A 17,656-nucleotide genomic window follows, 5' to 3' on the forward strand; every position below is an offset into this window, starting at 1 on the left:
AGGATTACGCCTTGCCGGCCGCCGCCTTCTTGTTCAAATGATAGGTCAGCGCCAGCGCCACGCAGTGGCGCAGCTCTACCTCCGGCAGCTTGCCGGCGACATCGAGCAGGATCGCGCGATTGCCGCTATAGCTGAGCTCGGGATAGAGCTCGCGAAAGGTCTCGACCAGGTTGGTCTGGCAGTGAAAATAGACCGCGACCTGGTCGGCGGCCGGCTTCACCTGGTCGATCCGGATCGTGCTGCCGCTGCCGGTCTCCGCCGTCAGGTAGCTCGGCTGGCCCCATTTCAGCGTCTCTTGCAGCGCGCCGACGCCCTTGGTCGTCTTCGCGGCCTCGAAGATCAGCCGCCGCAGCGCCAGCAGCTTGGCCTTGACGGGGGCAGGGTAGCCGTCGAACAGCGAGTCCGCGGCCTTTGCTTGCGGGGGACGTGCAGCCTTCGTGGTCGACGTTGCCGGCTTGCGCATGGAGAACTCCGAGAGGAGGACATACCGTGTTTATCTACCACAGCGCCTTGAACGTCATATAGAGCGCCATCAGCGACACGAAGAAGATCATCGCGATGCGGAGCGTCGCGCGATCGACGCGGTTGGCGGCGCGGGCGCCGAGATCGGTGCCTCCGAGCAGGCCGACGACGACTCCCGCCAGCACCGGCCATGACGCGAGCGCGCCCTCGCTCCAGTAAATCCAGGCCGACGGGAGCGTGGTCGGGATCAGCGACATCACGAGGCTCGCCATCTGCGCCTGGTGTTGCGGCACGCCGAGCACGGCGCTCAGGCCCACCACGGTTGCCAGCCCGCCGCCAATGCCCAGGAAGCCCGACGACAGGCCGGCCAGCAGGCCGACAGAGAGCAGGGCCGGCCAGGGTATGTCGCGCGCCGCGCGATCGTCGTCGGGATCTGCCTTGTCGCGCCCACCGCGCAGGATCAGCATCGCGTCGAGTGCGACGAGATAGGCCACATAGGTCCAGCGCAGCGCAGGCTCGCCGACATGGTTCGCGGCGAGTGCGCCGGCGGCGCCCCCGGCGACGAAGCCAATGGTCAGAAGAATGATCCAGCGCAGCGGCGTGCGGTTGCCGCTCTGCCAGTAACGCCTGATCCCGGTGAGGCTGGTCGGAGGCACCTGCGCGACCAGCGAAATGCCCTGCGCGACGTGCTGCCCGGCGCCAAGCAACAGCACCGAGAACACCACCAGCCCGCCGCCAGGACTGACGCCAAGCAGCCCGGCGGTCAGGCCGCCTGCCAAACCGGTGATCAGGCCGGCAAGGAGATCGTGGATGGCCATCGGGGTTCCGTCAGCGTTTCGCGGCGAGGCCGGCGAGAAAGGTCTCGAAGACCTGCATAGCCTCGGATGTGGAGATGGATTCGCCCCACAGCCGTTGCAGCACGATGCCCTGGAACATGGCGACGATCGCTCGCGCTGCGCCGCGCGGCTGAACGGTGCGGTGGATCACGCCGCGTTTCTGCCCCCGGCGCAGCATCTCGGCGATCAAGGCGATCGGCTGCCGTATTCCGCTCGCCACCTGTTCGCGGATCACGTCGTCGCGGAGTGCCTCCGCCCAGAGTTGCAAGCCGACGCGGCGGGCCTGCAAGCCCGCCTCCTTTTGCAAGTCGCCGAGGAAGGCGCGCGCGACCGCCCGCAAGCCCTGCAACGGATCATCGGTGTCGCCTCCGGCAGCGAACAGCGTGCTGTCGCGACCGTGACGGCTGTCGCTGATCGCCTGGATCAATTCGTCCTTGCTGGCGAAGTGTCCGTAGATGCAGCCCGCGCTGAGGCCCGACTCCTTGATCACGTCCTGGATCGTGGTCTGGTGAAATCCCTGCCGCGCAAAGCAGTTCTCGGCGGCGCGCAGGATCTCCTCGCGGCGCAGCGCCAGGGTTTCGGGTTTCACCTTCGGCATGATCGGTTCCTTCGGAGTCCCGGCGCAGCCTGAGCGGCGGGACGGCTTGACGTTCGCAGGCCTCCATTATAAAGAACGAATATTCGTTTTGTAAAGAGAGGAGCACGCGTCATGATCGGCTTTGTGAAGCTCTTGTCCCAACCCGGCGCCGGAGAGGCGGCGCAGGTCGCGCTGCCATCCGCCGGCGCGCGTATCACGTTTCTGCTCGCCGGCTTCGCGCTGGTGCTGCTGTTCGAGGCGGCGTTTCCGCTGTTCGACTACGCCCGTAGCGAACGGCTGCGTAACATCGGGCGCAACGCCGCCATCACCGTGATCTTCGTTGGCGTCAACCTGTTGCTCAGTCCGCTCTCGCCATTGGCCACGCATTGGACCGCGGACGCGGGATTCGGCCTGTCTTACTGGCTTGGCCTGTCAGCCCCGGCCCAACTCCTGCTCGGCCTCATCGGACTCGACCTCTTCACCTATTTCGCCCACCTCTCGATGCACAAGCTCGGCTGGATGTGGCGCTTCCACCGCGTGCACCATGCCGACCGCTTGGTCGATGTCACCACCGCGTTCCGCGAGCATCCGGGTGAGACGCTATGGCGGATCAGTTGGCACATCGCCGGCGTCGTGGTGTTCGGAACGCCGGCCTGGGTGCTGGTCACCTATCTGACGCTGTCGGCGCTGAACGGCCAGCTCGAGCATGCCAATATCAGGCTGCCTGAGCGCCTCGATCGCTGGCTGCGGCTGCTGTTCGTGACGCCGAACATGCACAAGATGCATCATTCCCGTCACCAGCCAGAGACCGACAGCAACTATTCGAACCTGCTCTCGATCTGGGACCGGCTTGGCGGCACTTACAACCATGGCCCGCGCTTTGCCGAACTGCGTTACGGGCTCGACGGCTTCGATGGTTCCGAGCAACAATCGCTGCGCGGTCTGCTGAAGATGCCTTTCATGAGCGACTGGGGAGGATCGGCGCCGGATGGCAAGTCCGAACAATCCGCACCGCCGCCCCTCCTGCCATGGCCGTGACGTGACCCGCAGCGCCGCCGCTCAGGCGGCGTTGCGCAGGCCGGCGAGGAAGGTGTCGACGCTGTGTGACAGCGCGGAGGCGTGATCGCCGAGTTGGCCTGATGTATCCAGCACATTGCCGGTGAGCGCGCGGGATTGGCCGGCGGCCTCGCTCGCGCCGGCGATATTGGCGGAGACTTCGCCGGTCCCGGACGACGCCTGTTGCACGCTGCGGGCAATCTCGCGCGTCGCCGAGTCCTGCTGCTCGACGGCGGCCGCGATCGCGGTGGCGATGCCCGAGATCTCGCGGATGGTGGTGCTGATGTCGCCGATCGCGCTGACGCAATTGCCGGTGGCGGACTGGATCGCGCCGACCTGGCCGGCGATCTCGTCGGTCGCCTTCGCGGTCTGGCTCGCCAGTTCCTTGACCTCGGAGGCGACCACGGCGAAGCCGCGGCCAGCGTCGCCGGCGCGCGCCGCCTCGATGGTGGCGTTGAGCGCCAACAGATTGGTCTGGCTGGCGATCGCGCTGATCAGGCGCAGCACGTCGCCGATCTTCTCGGCTGACGCGGCGAGGCTCGTCACCATCTCGGTGGTTTCCGCTGCCTTGGCCACGGCGTTGTCGGCGACGCGGCTGGAATGGGTGACCTGGCGCCCGATCTCGGTGATCGAGGACGCCAGCTCCTCGGTCGCCGCCGCGACCGCATTGACGCTGGCCGAGGCTTCCTCCGACGCGGCGGCTGCCGCCGAGGTCCGCTCCGAGGTGCCGTTGACACTCGACGTGATCTCGCCTGCGACGCGCTGCATGTCGCTCGACGACCGCGCGACGGCGGCGACCATATCCTTGACGTCGGACTCGAAGCGGTCGGCCATCTGCCGTTGCAGCGTCCGCCGGTCGGTCTCCGCCTTCACCTTGTCGGCCTCCTGCGCCTCGCGCAGCGACGAGGTCTCGATCATGCTGCGGCGGAACACGTCGACCGCTTTCGCCATCGTGCCGAGCTCGTCGCGGCGCTCGCTGCCGGGAATCGTGACGCTGGTGTCGCCGCTGGAGAGGCGGTTCATCACGGCGGTGATCGCGATCAGCGGCCGTGACAGGCCGCGGCCGAGCAGGAATGCCAGCAATATGGCCGCGGCCAGGATCGCAACCACGCCGAGGACCAGGTTGCGCTGCGCGGTTGCGGCCGCGGCCGCATAGTCGCTGGTGTCCTTGATGATCTCGAGCACGGCGACCGGTTCGCCGGCATAGTTCTTGATCTGGCCGAGATAGAGCTCGACCTCGTGGCCGTCGAGAACGGCGTCGCGCAGCACGGCCGCGCCGTTCATCACGCTCTTGAGCTCGTCCTGGGTCGCCACCACGCTGTCGCCGAAGGTCGAGGACAGCCGCCTGAAGCGCTGGCCGTCGAAGGAATGCACGGCGAGGTCGATGCCGAAGCGCTTCTTGGCGCGGTCGACGAATTCCTTGCCGAAGGCGACGCCGATGTCGACATTGCCCAGCGTCTTGCCGTCGTGCATGACCGGGGTCATGCCGAAGATCGAAAGCGCTTCGCGGGCGGGCTCGACGCCGACGATCGGTTTGCCGGCCTTGATCGATTCCACCACGGTGATGCGCCGGGTGGAGGCGTCGTCGCCGAAGATTTTCGGGGTGTGGACCCGATAGAAGCTCGTCGCCGGGGCCTGCCAGAACGAAATCAGCGGGATGCCCTGCGCCTTGATCGCGGCCCAGGGCGCGGCGAGCAGCTTGCCGAGGCCGTCACGATCGCCCTTGGCGACGGCATCCTCGACCGGCGGCAAGGCTGCGATCACGGCCGAGACCGCGAGCGCGGCGCGCCCCTCATATTCGATTGCCGCGATCACGCTGTCATATTGCAGCTTGAGCTGCTGATCGAGCGCGAGCCGCGTCAGCGCGCGTTGCTGGCTGATGGAGAAGCCACCGAGGATCGCGCAGGCGATTGCGACAGTCAGGGCAATCGCCAGGATCAGGCGGGCGGCAATCGATCGAAGCGTGAACATGGTACCGTCGGAATTCCAGGGATTTTCGAGTCCGCAAGCTCTCAGAAAAAGCTTAACAACCGGGTGTTGCCGCCGACAGCTTCCTCACTCCCCGGCACTACTTTCGTATCACCACTAACGCGTCGTCGGCGGCGCTGTGAGATTGCCCGAGAGGATCGCCTTGCCGGCGTCCTCATACTGGGTGTCGCGGGCCTGGATCTGCTGCGCGATCGCATGCATGTCACGGAAGCGTCGCTCGAACGGGTTCTTCGCGAACACCGCCGTCGCGCCCGACATGTGATAGGCGATGTCGACCACGGAGGCCGACTGGTGGATGGTCCAGGTCGAGGCGATGCGGATCGCAATGCGATGTGCTTCGCTGATCGGATCACCGCGCGCCAGATCGCGCCAGACGTCGTTGGCGGTCGCGTACAGATAGGCGCGCGCGGCGCGCAGGCTCGCCTCGGTGCGGCCGATCTGGCCTTGCACTGCATTGTTGTCGCGCATCGCCTTCAATCCTTGCGGGGTCTTGCCGCGCGCGAGTTCGGTCGCCGCATCGAGCATGGCGCGCGCGACACCGAGCGAGGTCGCGGCAAAGCCCATGCTGAACACCATGTTGGTGGTGAGCTTGTAGAGCGGTCCCGTTTCGCGGCATGCGCTGGGGTCGTCGCGCAGCGCGGCGAACTTCTCCGGGATGAAGAGGTTGTCGACCGAATAGGAATCGGTGCCGGTGCCCCTCAGGCCGATGACGTCCCAGACGTCATACATCGTGGCTTGCGACATCGGGAACAGGATGGTGCGGATCTCCGGCGAACCGTCAGGCTTGTTGCGTGGTGAGCCGTCGGCTTCGACGACCCGGACGTGGGCGCCGAGCCAGCTCGCCTGCCGCGAGCCCGAGGCAAAATCCCAGCGCGCGCTGGCGCGGTAGCCGCCGGGCTCGGCGCGAACCTCGCGGCCGATCGCGCCCCAGGCCAGGATGCCGGGCGCAGTGTTGAAGATCTCGTCGGCGGCTTCAGGATCGAGATAGGCCGCGGTCATCGCGCAGACGCTGCATTGGCCGAGGCACCATGCGGTCGACGCGTCGGCCTTGGCGATCTCCTCCTGCATCTGCATGAATTCGTCGAGCGTCGCCTCGGCGCCGCCAAATCGCTTCGGCAGCAGCGCCCGGTACAGTCCGTTCTCGACAAGGGCCGCGGTCACGGAAGGCGTCAGCCGCCGCGTTCGTTCGATGTCGTCGGCTTCGCTCATGATCAGCGGCGCCAGTGCGCGCGCCCGCTCGACAAGGTCAAACCCCTGCGGCCTGTTCATGCGTTTCCTCGGCCCCTTCGGTCGTTCTTGTTGGGCGCGTCAGGTGATGGTGACGCATCCGGCCGGGGAGGGCAAGGTAGCATGGTGTGTCCGCAGATCAGCCATCCGCTGTTGGTGCCGATGCGTGACGGATCGACGGACGCGCTTACGCGGCGGCGCGGCCGAGATCGAGCGACGGCTGGCGCCTGGTCGGAAAGCTCAGCGCCACCGCGACCGCGGCGAGGCCGATCGCGAAGGAACCGGCGTGCAGCCACGTATAGCCGTGGAACGTGTCGTACACATAGCCGCCGGCCCACGGCCCGAGCGCCATGCCGAGGCTCGCGAACGCCGACACCGCACCGAACACCGTGCCCATGATGCGCGCGCCGAAGAACTCGCGCACCAGCACGGCATAGAGCGGCATCACGCCGCCATAGGCGAGACCGAACACGACCGACAGTGCGTAGAATTCGCCGAGCCGCGCCACCCCGAGATAGGTCGCGATCGACAGCGCCTGCACCAGCAGGCCGCCGACCAGCACCGGCTTGGCGCCGAGCCGGTCTGCGAGCACGCCGAGCAGCAGCCGCCCGCCGAGCCCGGAGAAGCCGGCGAGGCTGTACACCGTGACCGCAGTGAGCGGCGCGATGCCACACACCATGGCGTAGGACACCATGTGGAAGATCGGTCCGGAATGCGCCGCGCAGCAGGCGAAATGCGCCAGCGCCAGCGTGATGAATTGCGGCGTGCGCAGCGCCTGGGCCGCGGTCCATTCCGCCTGCGGCGCATCCGTGGCTGCGGTGTTGGCGACTGCCGATACCTGCGGCGCGGCGCGCACCAGGAACGCGGCGGGGATCAACAGCGCCCACGCGGCGATGCCGATCACCAGCATCGCGAAGCGCCAGTCATAGGCGGTGATCAGCCAGCTGGCGGATGGCGCGACCGTCAGCGGCGATACGCCCATGCCGGCCGACACCAGTGCGACCGCGAGGCTGCGATGCTTGTCGATCCAGGCGCTGGCAAGCGCCATCATCGGCGCATAGAAGCTGCCGGCGGCGATCCCGATCAGCACGCCGAAGCAGAGCTGGAATTGCCACAGGCTCTGCGCCTGGCTCGCCGTCACCAGGCCGAGGCCGAGCAGCAGCGCGCCCGCCAGCACCACGATGCGGGTGCCGAAGCGGTCGGACAGCGCGCCCCAGGCGAACGCCGCAAAGCCCATGCAGAGGAAATCCAGCGTCGCCGCCGCCGAGATGCCGGCGCGCGACCAGCCCATCGCATCCGAGATCGGTTGCAGGAACACGGCGAGCGACAGCATCGTGCCGAAGCCGACGCAGGTCATCAGCGCGCCCGCGCCGACGACGACCCAGCCATAGTCAAAGCGCGCGGCCTTGCTCATGCGTTTCCCCGTTGCGCGGTGTTGCTGTTGTTGGTCCGCGCTTGCGGCGATGGTGGCGCATCCGTCCGCGGTCGGCAAGCTAGAGCGTTTTCGAGCGAAGTGGATACCGGTTCGCGTGAAGAAAACGCGTCAAGTCAAGAACCTGGAGCCCCGTTCCGATTCTATCGGAACGGGAAAGGCTCTAGCTAGCCGCACTCCCAGGCGCGCCCGATCGGTGTCCAGACCCAGCACGGGCCGTAGCTGCCGCCATTGTAGCGGCCTCCGCCATGGAATCCGGGGCGGCCGAAGTAGTGCCAGTCCCCGCCATACCAATATTGCGGCGAATAGTCCGGGTAGCCGCGCGCGGCACCGCGCGGGCCGAGCACCGGAATGGTCGGATTGGGCGGCTGGCGGTAGCCGGGCAGGAAGCCGTAGCCATGCCAGCGCGTGCTGCCGTGGCGCTTTTTCGAGGAGGCGGCCGAGCTCAGGTCCGGCTGCAACAATGCGAGGATGACGATCGAGAACGACAGGATGCGCAACATGATCCGAATTTAGCCCGCACGCGGGGTGATGGCGATTCAAATCATGGTGCGTTTTGTTGCTGGGACAATAACGGGCAACGCCGGCGCGGTCGGCTCAGCTGTCCACCTTGAGCGCGGCGATGAAGGCTTCCTGCGGGATGTCGACCTTGCCGAACTGCCGCATCTTCTTCTTGCCTTCCTTCTGCTTCTCCAGAAGCTTGCGCTTGCGCGTGATGTCGCCGCCGTAGCACTTCGCGGTGACGTCCTTGCGCAGCGCGCGGACGGTTTCTCGCGCGATCACCTTGCCGCCGATCGCCGCCTGGATCGGGATCTGGAACATGTGCGGCGGGATCAGCTCCTTCATCTTCTCGACCATGGCGCGGCCGCGGCCCTCGGCGCGGGTGCGATGCACCAGCATCGACAGCGCGTCGACCGGCTCGGCGTTGACCAGGATCTGCATCTTGACCAGATCGGCCGGCTTGTAGTCGGTCAGATGATAGTCGAACGAGGCGTAGCCCTTGGAGACCGACTTCAGCCGGTCGTAGAAGTCGAACACCACCTCGTTGAGCGGCAGATCGTACTTCACCATCGCGCGCGAGCCGACATAGGTCAGCTCCTTCTGCGAGCCGCGGCGGTCCTGGCACAGCTTCAGCACGCTGCCGAGATATTCGTCCGGGGTCAGGATGGTCGCCTCGATCCACGGCTCCTGGATCTCGGCGATCTTGACCACGTCGGGCATGTCGACCGGATTGTGGATCTCGAGCTCGGTGCCGTCGGTCAGCTTCATGTGGTAGATGACGCTCGGCGCGGTCGCGATCAGATTGAGATCGAATTCGCGCGACAGCCGCTCCTGGATGATCTCGAGGTGCAACAGGCCGAGGAAGCCGCAGCGGAAGCCGAAGCCGAGCGCGGCCGAGGTCTCCATCTCGAAGGAGAAGCTGGCGTCGTTCAGGCGCAGCTTGCCCATCGCCGCGCGCAGCGTCTCGAAGTCGTCGGCGTCGACCGGGAACAGGCCGCAGAACACGACTGGAATAGCGGGTTTGAAGCCTGGCAGCATTTCGGTGACCGGCTTCCGGTCGTCGGTGATGGTGTCGCCCACGCGCGTGTCGGCGACTTCCTTGATCGCCGCGGTGATGAAGCCGATCTCGCCGGGGCCGAGCTCTTCGACCTGCTGCATCTTCGGCGTGAAGAAGCCGACGCGCTCGACGTCATAGGCGGCGCCGGTGCCCATCATGCGGATGCGGCTACCCTTCTTCATGGTGCCGTCGACGACGCGGATCAGCACCACCACGCCGAGATAGACGTCGTACCAGCTGTCGACCAGCAGCGCCTTCAAGGTCGCGTCGCGGTCGCCCTGCGGCGGCGGCAGGCGGGTGACGATCGCCTCCAGCACGTCGGGCACGCCGACACCGGTCTTGGCCGAGATCATCACAGCATCCGAGGCGTCGATGCCGATCACGTCCTCGATCTGCTGCTTGACCTTCTCCGGCTCGGCCGCGGGCAGGTCGACCTTGTTCAGGACCGGCACGATCTCGTGATTGTTGTCGAGTGCCTGGTAGACGTTGGCCAAGGTCTGCGCCTCGACGCCCTGGCTGGCGTCGACCACCAGCAGGGAACCCTCGCAGGCCGCCAGCGACCGCGACACCTCGTAGGCGAAGTCGACATGGCCGGGCGTGTCCATCAGGTTGAAGATGTAATCCTTGCCGTCCTTGGCACGGTAGTTCAGCCGGACGGTCTGCGCCTTGATGGTGATGCCGCGCTCGCGCTCGATATCCATCGAATCGAGCACCTGCTCCTTGCCCGCCATTTCGCGATCCGACAGGCCGCCCGTCATCTGGATCAGGCGGTCGGCGAGGGTCGATTTGCCATGGTCGATATGGGCGACGATGGAGAAGTTGCGGATGTTGGAAATCGGGGCAGTTGTCATGGGGCGCGGGATAGCATCCGCACCCCCGCGCGGGCAACCATATTGCGGTATTTTGCAGGGGTATGACGGCGAATCACGGGGGTGTTTCCGGCCGGGTTGCAATGATCGATTTTCGGGCATGTTTCTGCTAGGTCTTTCGGCCCGAAAACCCTGGACCTGACGATGCGCTGGACCTTGCTCGCTGCCGGACTGCTCGCCGTGCTGTTGGTCGCGCCGGCGGCCGCCGAGAAGCGCGTTGCGCTGGTCGTTGGCAATTCCACCTATCAGAACGTGTCGCGGCTACAGAATCCGAAGAGCGATGCAGAGCTCGTGGCCGACACGCTGCAACGGCTGGGCTTCGCGCTGGTCGGCGGACGGGCCCAGGTCGATCTGGACAAGGCCGGCTTCGACACCGCGATCCAGCGCTTCGGCAGCCAGCTGATCGGCGCCGACGTCGCGCTGTTCTATTACGCCGGCCACGGCATCCAGGTGCGCGGCACCAATTATCTGGTGCCGGTGTCGGCCAATCCCACGCGCGAGGCCGATGTCGATTTCCAGATGGTCGATGTCAGTCTGGTGCTGCGGCAGATGGAAGGGGCGGGCACGCGGCTCAACATCGTCATTCTCGATGCCTGCCGGAACAATCCGTTCGGCGGGCGCGGCCTGCGCGCCGCCGATGGCGGCCTTGCGCAGATCCGCGCGCCGGAGGGCACGCTGCTGTCCTACGCGACCCAGCCCGGCAACGTCGCGCTGGACGGCGATGACGGCCACAGCCCCTACACCCGCGCGCTGGTCGACACCATGCAGAAGCCCGGGCTCGACGTGCTGCAAGCCTTCAATCAGGTCGGTCTGGTGGTCAAACGTGCCACCGGCAGTGCGCAGCAGCCGTGGGTCTCGACCTCGCCGATCGACGGCTCGTTCTATTTTGCCGGCAACGCGCCGGCGCAGGTCGCAACAAGCCAGCTCGCGACAGGCCAGGTCGCGACCGTCGATCCGCCGGCGACGGTGATCCCGCCGCAGCAAAGCCTGCCTGCATCGGCGCTGCCGGCGGCGCGCACCCAATCGGACTTCATCATCCCGGACTCCGACAGCCGCCTGCTGTCGGACGCCGATCTCAAGGCGCTCAGCAAGGACGAACTGCGGATCGCCCGCAACGAAATCTTCGCGCGGCGCGGGCGCTACTTCAATGCGCCCGACCTGACCGCGCGCTTCAGCAAGTTCGCCTGGTACGTACCCCGCTCATGGGACCCGCCGCTCAACGCCGTCGAGAGCGCGAATGTCGCGCTGATCGATCGTTTCGAGCTCGGCACGGGAGCGGCGCCGGGCGGCTTCATCTTCCCGGATTCCGATCGCCGTCTGCTGACGCCGGCCGATTTGCGCCGGCTGTCGCGGGACGAGTTGCGGATCGCGCGCAACGAGATCTTTGCCCGCAGGGGCCGCTATTTCGATTCCGCCGATCTCAAGGCGTATTTTTCGCGCTTCCCCTGGTATGCGCCGAACAGCTGGAATCCGAAGCTGAACGCGATCGAGGAGGCCAATGTCGCGCTGATCGATCAGACCGGGAAGCGCTGAATGGCCGGGCGAGGGACAGCTTGCATCATTGCATTGCTCGCGCTGATGCCACCGCTCGCGCAAGCCGAAACGCGCTCCGAACTGCTCGACCGCCTGGTGCGCGCCTATCCCGATGCGCTGTCCGGCCACGACGACACGTCGATCACCTGGCGCGACGGCACGGTGATGCCGGTCGATGACGGCGTCTCCGACAAGCCGTTCGACCAGATGCTGCGCAATGCGTCGCTCCTCGACCAGATGCGGCTAACTTATCCGACCGGGCCGTCGGCACCGCCGGCGCCTGACGTCGATCCCGGCCGATTCCGCAATGAAGCCTTCTTCAGGAAGATGTACGGCGACTGCAATACCGGCGAGGTCAAAAGGAACCTGGTGACGATCACCTGGCTGCCGAAATCCTGGGGCAAGCCGGTCCAGGTGACACGGGTCAACGGCGTCGCCGAGCGACTCAAGCAGGTCTCCGCCGAGATCGACGCACTCGATCCGGCGCTGCGTGCCGCGGCTTTTCCGATCGCAGGTGTGCTGTCATGTCGCGCCGTCGCCGATACCGGCCGGATGAGCATGCATGGCTATGCCGCCGCGATCGACCTCAACCTGAAGGTCTCGGATTACTGGCTATGGGCAGCCAAGGGAGACGGCAAGGCCAAGACCATCCCTTACAAGAACCGGATGCCGCGAGAGATCGTCGACATCTTCGAGCGCCATGGATTCATCTGGGGCGGCAAATGGTATCACTACGATACCATGCACTTCGAATACCGGCCGGAGCTGCTCGGAAAGTGAATCGGAAGCCGAATCCGTCGGCTGGAGGCGTTCTCACGCCAAGCTGATTTCACTGGCCACAAAAACGCGCTAAAGCGCGGCGTAGTCCAAACGAGCTATCTCCGCGCTCCCGCTTCCACTCGGGCATGATCCACCCGGAAATCCGCTTGCCACTTTTCCGGGGCATGCCTCAGGCACAGGCCATGTCGACCGTCTCCATTCTTCCCGCCGCACGGCGCACGAGCCGCAAGCTGACGATTCGCCGGATCGCCGCATGGATCGCCTCGCGCGCCACCGATCCCAGGACCAGCCTGTGGTTCGTGATCGGCTTCGCGCTGGTCCACGCGTTTCTCTGGACGCTCATCCTGGTCAAGCTGAAGGCCGCGCAGGACGTCCACATGGATGTCGCGGAAGCCTATGCCTGGGGCCAGCGCTTCCTGCTCGGCTACGGCAAGCATCCGCCGCTGTCGGGCTGGATCGCAGGCGTCTGGTTCAGGATCTTCCCCGTGACCAACTGGTCGACCTATGCGCTCGCGATGGCCACCGTCAGCTTCGCGCTGGTGGTGTGCTGGCTGATCGCGCTGCGCGTCGTCGATCGCCGTCGCGCGTTCTTCATGGTGGTGATGCTCGCGCTCTACCCGATCTTCAATTTCAAGGGTTTCAAGTACAACGCCGACCTCGCCCAGCTGCTGCCGCTGCCGCTGCTGGTGCTGGCCTATCTGAACGCGTTCGAGAAGCGCAGCTTCAAGTCAGGTCTGTGGCTCGGCTTCGCCGGCATGCTGGCGCTGATGACCAAGTACTGGGTGGTGACGGTGATCGGCGCCATCGGGCTTGCCGCGCTGATCCATCCGCAGCGCGCCCAGTTCCTGCGCTCGCCGGCGCCATGGGTTGCGATCGGCACGATGATCGTGGCGATGATTCCGCATCTGGTGTGGCTGGAGGAGGTGAACTTCGTGCCGTTCACCTATGCCGGCGACGTCTATGCGCTGTCGAGCCGCGCACTCAACGTGCAGCTCGTGATCGGCTACATCTTGCACAATGCCGGGCTGCTCGCGATTCCCGTTGCGCTTGGCTTTGTCGCGCTGTTGCTGGGGGCGGTGCCGTGGCGGCCGTCGGACGTGCTGGCGCGCATCTGGTCGCGCGGACCCAATCCGGCCGTCAACCTGCCGCAGGCGCTCAACGTCTGGATCATCCAGTCGATCGTCGCGATCGGGCCGCCGCTCGGCGCGCTGGCGTTCACCGTCTACATCAAGACCGATTGGGGCATCCCGCTGTTCTTCCTGGTGCCGCTGGCGCTGGTCGCGATCCCCGCGCTGCGCTTCCCGCGCATGGCGCTGTTCTCGATCACGGCGGTCTGGTTGGTGGCCACGATCGCCACGCTGATCGCCGCGCCCAGCATCGCCACGCAGGAGATGGCGTCGAGCCACAATGGCGCCGCGACCTACGCGGCGCGCTCCGAGCTCGCCCGCGAGCTCACCCAGACCTGGCAGGACAGATTCCATTCACGCTGGGCCGTGGTGATTGCGCGTTCCGACATCGGCGAGCCGATGACGTTCTACAGTCCGGATCATCCGGCGTCGCTGGTGCCGGGCGAAGCGTGGACCTCCGGTCTGACCTCGCTCGATGAAGCCAGGCGTCTCGGTTTCATCGGCATCTGCGACACCACCGATCCGGTGTTCCTGAAGCCATGCGAGGCGTGGATGGCGGAGAATGCCAAGGATGCCGAGCCGCTGGTGATGACCACCATGCGCTTCTTCAACGGTCATCCCGGGCCGTCGACCGCCTGGAAAGTCTATCTGGTGCCGCCGGCGAAGTAGCGCCCGCTCAGAGTCCGCGAACACCTCGTCATTGCGAGGAGCGATAGCGACGAAGCAATCCATGCTTCCGCGTATGGCGTGCGATGGATTGCTTCGCGGAGCCTGTCATCGGGCGCACGTTCGCGCGACCCGTTGGCTCGCAATGACGAGCATAGATCCGTCATCCTGAGGTGCGGGCGAAGCGAGCCTCGAACGATGAACGGCCACAGTCGGGCCGTCGACCCTTCGAGACGCCGCTGCGCGGCTCCTCAGGGTGACGGTGTAGGCGTGGCGAGCCCGCCCTAAGTGCCTTCCTCGTTGAACTTGCTGGCGACGAGTTCGGCGATGGCGTCGAGCGCTTGCTGCGCCTCGGCGCCCTTGGCGGAGACCACGACCGTGGTGCCGGGGCCGGCGGCCAGCATCATCAGGCCCATGATCGAGGTGCCGCCGACGGTCTCGCCGCCGCGCGTGACCCAGACCTCGGCATTGAAGCGTTCGACCAGCTGGACGAACTTGGCCGATGCCCGCGCATGCAGGCCGCGCTTGTTGACGATCAGCAGTTCGCGGGACATGGCGCCCGTTGGCACGCCCGGGCCGGCCTGGTTATCGCCCGAGGCCCCGTCGCTCATTTGCCTGCGAGCACGCGGCTGGCGATGGTGACGTATTTGCGTCCGGCTTCCTGGGCCATCGCGATCGCGTCCGGCAGCGAACGCTCCTCGCGGACCTTGGCGAGCTTGACCAGCATGGGAAGATTGATCCCCGCGAGCACTTCCACCTTCGGACGGCTCATGCAGGAGATCGCAAGGTTCGACGGCGTGCCGCCAAACATGTCGGTGAGGATCGCAACGCCGTCGCCGCTATCGACGCGATTCACCGCCTCGATGATGTCGCTTCGACAGAGATCGGAATCGTCCTCGGCACCGATCGTAATTGCCTCAATTTGTTTCTGCGGACCCATTACGTGTTCGAGCGCCGCCCTGAACTCGTCGGCAAGGCGCCCATGGGTCACCAGCACTAGACCAATCATCGGAAACTCCTCGCGGGCGCCCTTTGGTGCACCGCACGAACGCGCCACTTTGACCATCCAGAGGCCCTGCGCAAGAGGGCATCTTGGCTAGTCTCCCGGTTCCTGGCGGTAGAGAGGGGAGGCTGCGCCGGCAAAATCCGGCGCGATTGTGGATGTGATATGGTTACCAATTCCCTCCCGGCAATTGGCCGCAAGATTACGGGACCATGAACTTTCGGTTGTCGTCAGCGCTGCGACAACTAGCGGCAGGGGTAGGAAGTCGGCGGCGACGGGTAATCGCGGTAACAAGATACCATTGAAGCGAGACTTGAGCGCTTCCGGCGGTGGCAGCCGCTCGGCGTCGTCGGCGGCAAGGTCGACGATCAACCCGACCATGGCCTCGCTGGCGAACGGGCAGTGGCGGATTCCGAGGCCCCGGATCTCGATCAGACCGGCCAATTGGGGCGCCGGACGAACCCACAATTGTTCACCGGCTGTGTCGAGATGGACACGGTCATCCCCCACCAAAATGGCCGGCGGAAGCGCGCCGGTGCGCCCGGCGAGAATCAGATCGAAGGCGAGACGGGACTTGCCGGCGCCCGACGGGCCGCGGATCAGCACCGCACGCTCGCCGACGAGAACGGCGGATGCGTGCACGCTTGAATTGTCGCTCATAGTGTTGGCAGCCTGACCACGAAGCGTGCGCCGGCGACGGTCGGCTTGCCGTCCTCGTCCGCCGGACCGGTGCGGTTCTCGGCCCAGATGCGTCCGCCATGCGCTTCGATGATCTGCTTGGAGATCGAAAGCCCGAGGCCGGAGTTCTGGCCAAAGCCCTGATGCGGCCGGTCGGTGTAGAAGCGCTCGAAGATCCGCTCCAGCGCGTCCTCGCCGATGCCGGGCCCGTCATCATCGACCACGATCTCGACCTCGCCGCGCGTGCGGCGGCAGACGATGCGCACCTTGTCGCCCGGCTTGGAGAACGATTGCGCGTTCGACAGCAGGTTCGAGATCACCTGGCCGAGCCGGGAATCATGGCCGGGCACCGAGAACGGATCGTTCGGTCCGCGACCCTCGAAGCGGGCCTCGACCGCAACGTCGTGGCCGAGCCTGGTCTCGTTGGCGACGCCGGTCAGCGTGGTCAACAGCCGCCGCAGATCGACCGGCGCCATGTCCTGGCGCTGCAATTCGGCATCGAGCCGGCTGGCATCGGAGATGTCGGAGATCAGGCGGTCGAGCCGCCTGACGTCATGCTCGATCACCGCGAGCAGCCGGGCGCGGCTGTTCTCGTTGCGCGCCAATGGCAGCGTCTCGACCGCGGAGCGCAGCGAGGTCAGCGGGTTCTTCAGTTCATGCGCGACATCGGCGGCGAACATCTCGATCGCCTCGATGCGGCTGTAGAGCGCGTTGGTCATGTCGCGCAACGCGCCCGAGAGATGGCCGATCTCGTCGCGGCGCCCGGTGAAGTCGGGAATCTCGACGCGGGTCTGGATGCGGTGGCGGACGCGTTCGGCGCCGTCGGCGAGCCGCCGCACCGGGCCTGCGATCGTGCTCGCCAGCAGCAGCGACAGCATGATCATGACCGCGGACGCGACGCCGCCGATCTTGAGGATGGCGAGGCGCTCGGACATCACCAGCTGGTCGATGTCGTCGCCCTGGGTGGTCAGCATCAATGCGCCGCGCACCGCACGGAAGTGCTGCACCGGAACGGCGACCGACACGATGATCGCGCCGCGCTCCGTGACGCGCACCATGCTGCTGTTGAGGCCCTCGAGCGATTGCGCGACTTCGGAATAGCCCTTGCCGCCTTCGGGACCGAGCTCGCGGTAGATCGGCAGGTCGCCGCGGTTGAGCCAGGTCTTGATCGTGGCCTTGGTCTTCTCATAGAGCGACGGCTTCTCCGACGGCGGCGGCAGCTCCATGCGCAGCACGTCGCCGCGCGCGAACAAATTGCGGCTGTCGAGGATCAGGCCGCCATCGCGGTCGAAGATGCGGGCGCGCGTCTTGGTCGGCGCGATCAGGCGACGCAGGATCGGCGCGACCCGCTCGGGATTGATCGGGAAATCGGCCGATTCATCCGGCTGGCCAAAACTCTCGCCGGGCTTCAGGTCGAGCAGCCGGTCGGGATCGATGGTGACGGTGTTGCCTTCGACGGTCGCGGAGGCGGCGATCGCCTCCGAGATGATCTCGGCATAGACCATCATGCTCTGGGTGCGCGCCTCGATCAGGCCGGCGCGGAATTGCGACAGATAGAGGATGCTGGCGACCAAGGCGACGAGGCCGGCCAGGTTGAGCGAGACGATGCGGCGCGTCAGGCTCGAGAACGACAATGCGAAGAAGAACTGGCCGGCGCGGCGCAGCCAGCCGAGCGGGCGGCGCCAGCCCTTGTCCCGCGCCACCTCGTCGGCCACGGCTTCCTGATCGAGGAGCAGTGACGCGTCCTCGGTATTCAGTCCCTGCTCGAGCTGCGTTCGATCAAGCACAGGCGAAAGCTGCCGGTTGGTTTGGATGTCGTCCCGCGAAGCAGGCGGTGGCCCAAGCTTACCCCAGCCGTGCGGG

General features: G+C 66.1%; 16 protein-coding genes. 4 read left to right on the forward strand and 12 right to left on the reverse strand.

Annotated features, from left to right (window positions below):
- Nucleotides 1-4 precede the first annotated feature (4 nt).
- From CWS35_RS09825 to CWS35_RS09835, 3 genes are read right to left on the reverse strand one after another with little or no spacing between them, the layout of a single operon-like run.
- Complete coding sequence (locus CWS35_RS09825) at nt 5-463, reverse strand: DUF1801 domain-containing protein (protein WP_100951776.1); 459 nt, start codon at nt 461-463, stop codon at nt 5-7.
- A 34-nt stretch (nt 464-497) separates the two neighbouring features.
- Nucleotides 498-1,280, reverse strand: coding sequence for a sulfite exporter TauE/SafE family protein (locus CWS35_RS09830; protein ID WP_100951777.1), 783 nt, complete (start codon nt 1,278-1,280; stop codon nt 498-500).
- A 10-nt stretch (nt 1,281-1,290) separates the two neighbouring features.
- Entirely contained in the window at nt 1,291-1,896 is a 606-nt protein-coding gene (locus CWS35_RS09835; RefSeq protein WP_100951778.1) for a TetR/AcrR family transcriptional regulator, read from the reverse strand.
- A 111-nt stretch (nt 1,897-2,007) separates the two neighbouring features.
- On the opposite strand from CWS35_RS09835, the gene CWS35_RS09840 reads away from it, so the two are divergent.
- On the forward strand, nt 2,008-2,913 hold the full coding sequence (locus CWS35_RS09840) for a sterol desaturase family protein (RefSeq protein ID WP_100951779.1): 906 nt from the start codon (nt 2,008-2,010) through the stop codon (nt 2,911-2,913).
- Nucleotides 2,914-2,934: 21 nt separating this feature from the next.
- Here the strand turns inward: CWS35_RS09840 and CWS35_RS09845 are convergent, their stop codons facing one another.
- The 5 genes from CWS35_RS09845 to lepA all read right to left on the reverse strand — a co-directional run bounded on the left by CWS35_RS09845 (nt 2,935) and on the right by lepA (nt 9,988).
- On the reverse strand, nt 2,935-4,902 hold the full coding sequence (locus CWS35_RS09845; RefSeq protein ID WP_100951780.1) for a methyl-accepting chemotaxis protein: 1,968 nt from the start codon (nt 4,900-4,902) through the stop codon (nt 2,935-2,937).
- Between the two features lie 114 nt (nt 4,903-5,016).
- Complete coding sequence (locus CWS35_RS09850) at nt 5,017-6,189, reverse strand: acyl-CoA dehydrogenase family protein (protein ID WP_100951781.1); 1,173 nt, start codon at nt 6,187-6,189, stop codon at nt 5,017-5,019.
- A gap of 145 nt (nt 6,190-6,334) precedes the next feature.
- The gene (locus tag CWS35_RS09855; protein WP_100951782.1) at nt 6,335-7,561 is read right to left on the reverse strand and encodes an MFS transporter; all 1,227 of its coding nucleotides are present in this window, start codon (nt 7,559-7,561) and stop codon (nt 6,335-6,337) included.
- Between the two features lie 185 nt (nt 7,562-7,746).
- Complete coding sequence (locus CWS35_RS09860) at nt 7,747-8,082, reverse strand: hypothetical protein (RefSeq protein ID WP_024578913.1); 336 nt, start codon at nt 8,080-8,082, stop codon at nt 7,747-7,749.
- 94 nt (nt 8,083-8,176) lie between these two features.
- A complete protein-coding gene (gene lepA / locus CWS35_RS09865) occupies nt 8,177-9,988 on the reverse strand; it encodes a translation elongation factor 4 (RefSeq protein ID WP_024578914.1) in 1,812 nt (603 codons plus the stop codon).
- A 162-nt stretch (nt 9,989-10,150) separates the two neighbouring features.
- On the opposite strand from lepA, the gene CWS35_RS09870 reads away from it, so the two are divergent.
- The 3 genes from CWS35_RS09870 (at nt 10,151) to CWS35_RS09880 (ending at nt 14,115) form a co-directional block, all read left to right on the forward strand.
- A complete protein-coding gene (locus tag CWS35_RS09870) occupies nt 10,151-11,539 on the forward strand; it encodes a YARHG domain-containing protein (protein ID WP_100951783.1) in 1,389 nt (462 codons plus the stop codon).
- Nucleotides 11,540-12,319: a M15 family metallopeptidase gene (locus tag CWS35_RS09875; protein WP_100951784.1), complete on the forward strand. Its 780-nt coding sequence runs from the start codon at nt 11,540-11,542 to the stop codon at nt 12,317-12,319.
- A 182-nt stretch (nt 12,320-12,501) separates the two neighbouring features.
- Nucleotides 12,502-14,115, forward strand: coding sequence for a glycosyltransferase family 39 protein (locus tag CWS35_RS09880; protein ID WP_024578917.1), 1,614 nt, complete (start codon nt 12,502-12,504; stop codon nt 14,113-14,115).
- A gap of 281 nt (nt 14,116-14,396) precedes the next feature.
- On the opposite strand, the gene CWS35_RS09885 is transcribed toward CWS35_RS09880, so the two are convergent.
- The 4 genes from CWS35_RS09885 to CWS35_RS09900 form a co-directional block, all read right to left on the reverse strand.
- The gene (locus CWS35_RS09885; RefSeq protein WP_100951785.1) at nt 14,397-14,723 is read right to left on the reverse strand and encodes an HPr family phosphocarrier protein; all 327 of its coding nucleotides are present in this window, start codon (nt 14,721-14,723) and stop codon (nt 14,397-14,399) included.
- Nucleotides 14,720-15,121: a PTS sugar transporter subunit IIA gene (locus tag CWS35_RS09890; protein ID WP_021076632.1), complete on the reverse strand. Its 402-nt coding sequence runs from the start codon at nt 15,119-15,121 to the stop codon at nt 14,720-14,722. The genes CWS35_RS09885 and CWS35_RS09890 overlap by 4 nt, the downstream gene beginning before the upstream one ends.
- Nucleotides 15,122-15,208: 87 nt before the next feature.
- Nucleotides 15,209-15,775 (reverse strand): HPr kinase/phosphorylase, encoded by a 567-nt coding sequence (locus tag CWS35_RS09895; protein ID WP_100951786.1) that lies wholly within the window; start codon nt 15,773-15,775, stop codon nt 15,209-15,211.
- The gene (locus CWS35_RS09900; protein ID WP_100951787.1) at nt 15,772-17,580 is read right to left on the reverse strand and encodes a sensor histidine kinase; all 1,809 of its coding nucleotides are present in this window, start codon (nt 17,578-17,580) and stop codon (nt 15,772-15,774) included. The genes CWS35_RS09895 and CWS35_RS09900 overlap by 4 nt, the downstream gene beginning before the upstream one ends.
- Nucleotides 17,581-17,656: the final 76 nt, after the last annotated feature.

This window comes from Bradyrhizobium sp. SK17 (genome assembly GCF_002831585.1).
In the GTDB taxonomy this organism is placed as follows: domain Bacteria; phylum Pseudomonadota; class Alphaproteobacteria; order Rhizobiales; family Xanthobacteraceae; genus Bradyrhizobium.

Bases quoted from the DNA above. Each gene is read 5' to 3' on its own strand.
- CWS35_RS09825 (WP_100951776.1), bottom strand. From the start codon at position 463: ATGCGCAAGCCGGCAACGTCGACCACGAAGGCTGCACGTCCCCCGCAA.
- CWS35_RS09830 (WP_100951777.1), bottom strand. From the start codon at position 1,280: ATGGCCATCCACGATCTCCTTGCCGGCCTGATCACCGGTTTGGCAGGC.
- CWS35_RS09835 (WP_100951778.1), bottom strand. From the start codon at position 1,896: ATGCCGAAGGTGAAACCCGAAACCCTGGCGCTGCGCCGCGAGGAGATC.
- CWS35_RS09840 (WP_100951779.1), top strand. From the start codon at position 2,008: ATGATCGGCTTTGTGAAGCTCTTGTCCCAACCCGGCGCCGGAGAGGCG.
- CWS35_RS09845 (WP_100951780.1), bottom strand. From the start codon at position 4,902: ATGTTCACGCTTCGATCGATTGCCGCCCGCCTGATCCTGGCGATTGCC.
- CWS35_RS09850 (WP_100951781.1), bottom strand. From the start codon at position 6,189: ATGAACAGGCCGCAGGGGTTTGACCTTGTCGAGCGGGCGCGCGCACTG.
- CWS35_RS09855 (WP_100951782.1), bottom strand. From the start codon at position 7,561: ATGAGCAAGGCCGCGCGCTTTGACTATGGCTGGGTCGTCGTCGGCGCG.
- CWS35_RS09860 (WP_024578913.1), bottom strand. From the start codon at position 8,082: ATGTTGCGCATCCTGTCGTTCTCGATCGTCATCCTCGCATTGTTGCAG.
- lepA (WP_024578914.1), bottom strand. From the start codon at position 9,988: ATGACAACTGCCCCGATTTCCAACATCCGCAACTTCTCCATCGTCGCC.
- CWS35_RS09870 (WP_100951783.1), top strand. From the start codon at position 10,151: ATGCGCTGGACCTTGCTCGCTGCCGGACTGCTCGCCGTGCTGTTGGTC.
- CWS35_RS09875 (WP_100951784.1), top strand. From the start codon at position 11,540: ATGGCCGGGCGAGGGACAGCTTGCATCATTGCATTGCTCGCGCTGATG.
- CWS35_RS09880 (WP_024578917.1), top strand. From the start codon at position 12,502: ATGTCGACCGTCTCCATTCTTCCCGCCGCACGGCGCACGAGCCGCAAG.
- CWS35_RS09885 (WP_100951785.1), bottom strand. From the start codon at position 14,723: ATGAGCGACGGGGCCTCGGGCGATAACCAGGCCGGCCCGGGCGTGCCA.
- CWS35_RS09890 (WP_021076632.1), bottom strand. From the start codon at position 15,121: ATGATTGGTCTAGTGCTGGTGACCCATGGGCGCCTTGCCGACGAGTTC.
- CWS35_RS09895 (WP_100951786.1), bottom strand. From the start codon at position 15,775: ATGAGCGACAATTCAAGCGTGCACGCATCCGCCGTTCTCGTCGGCGAG.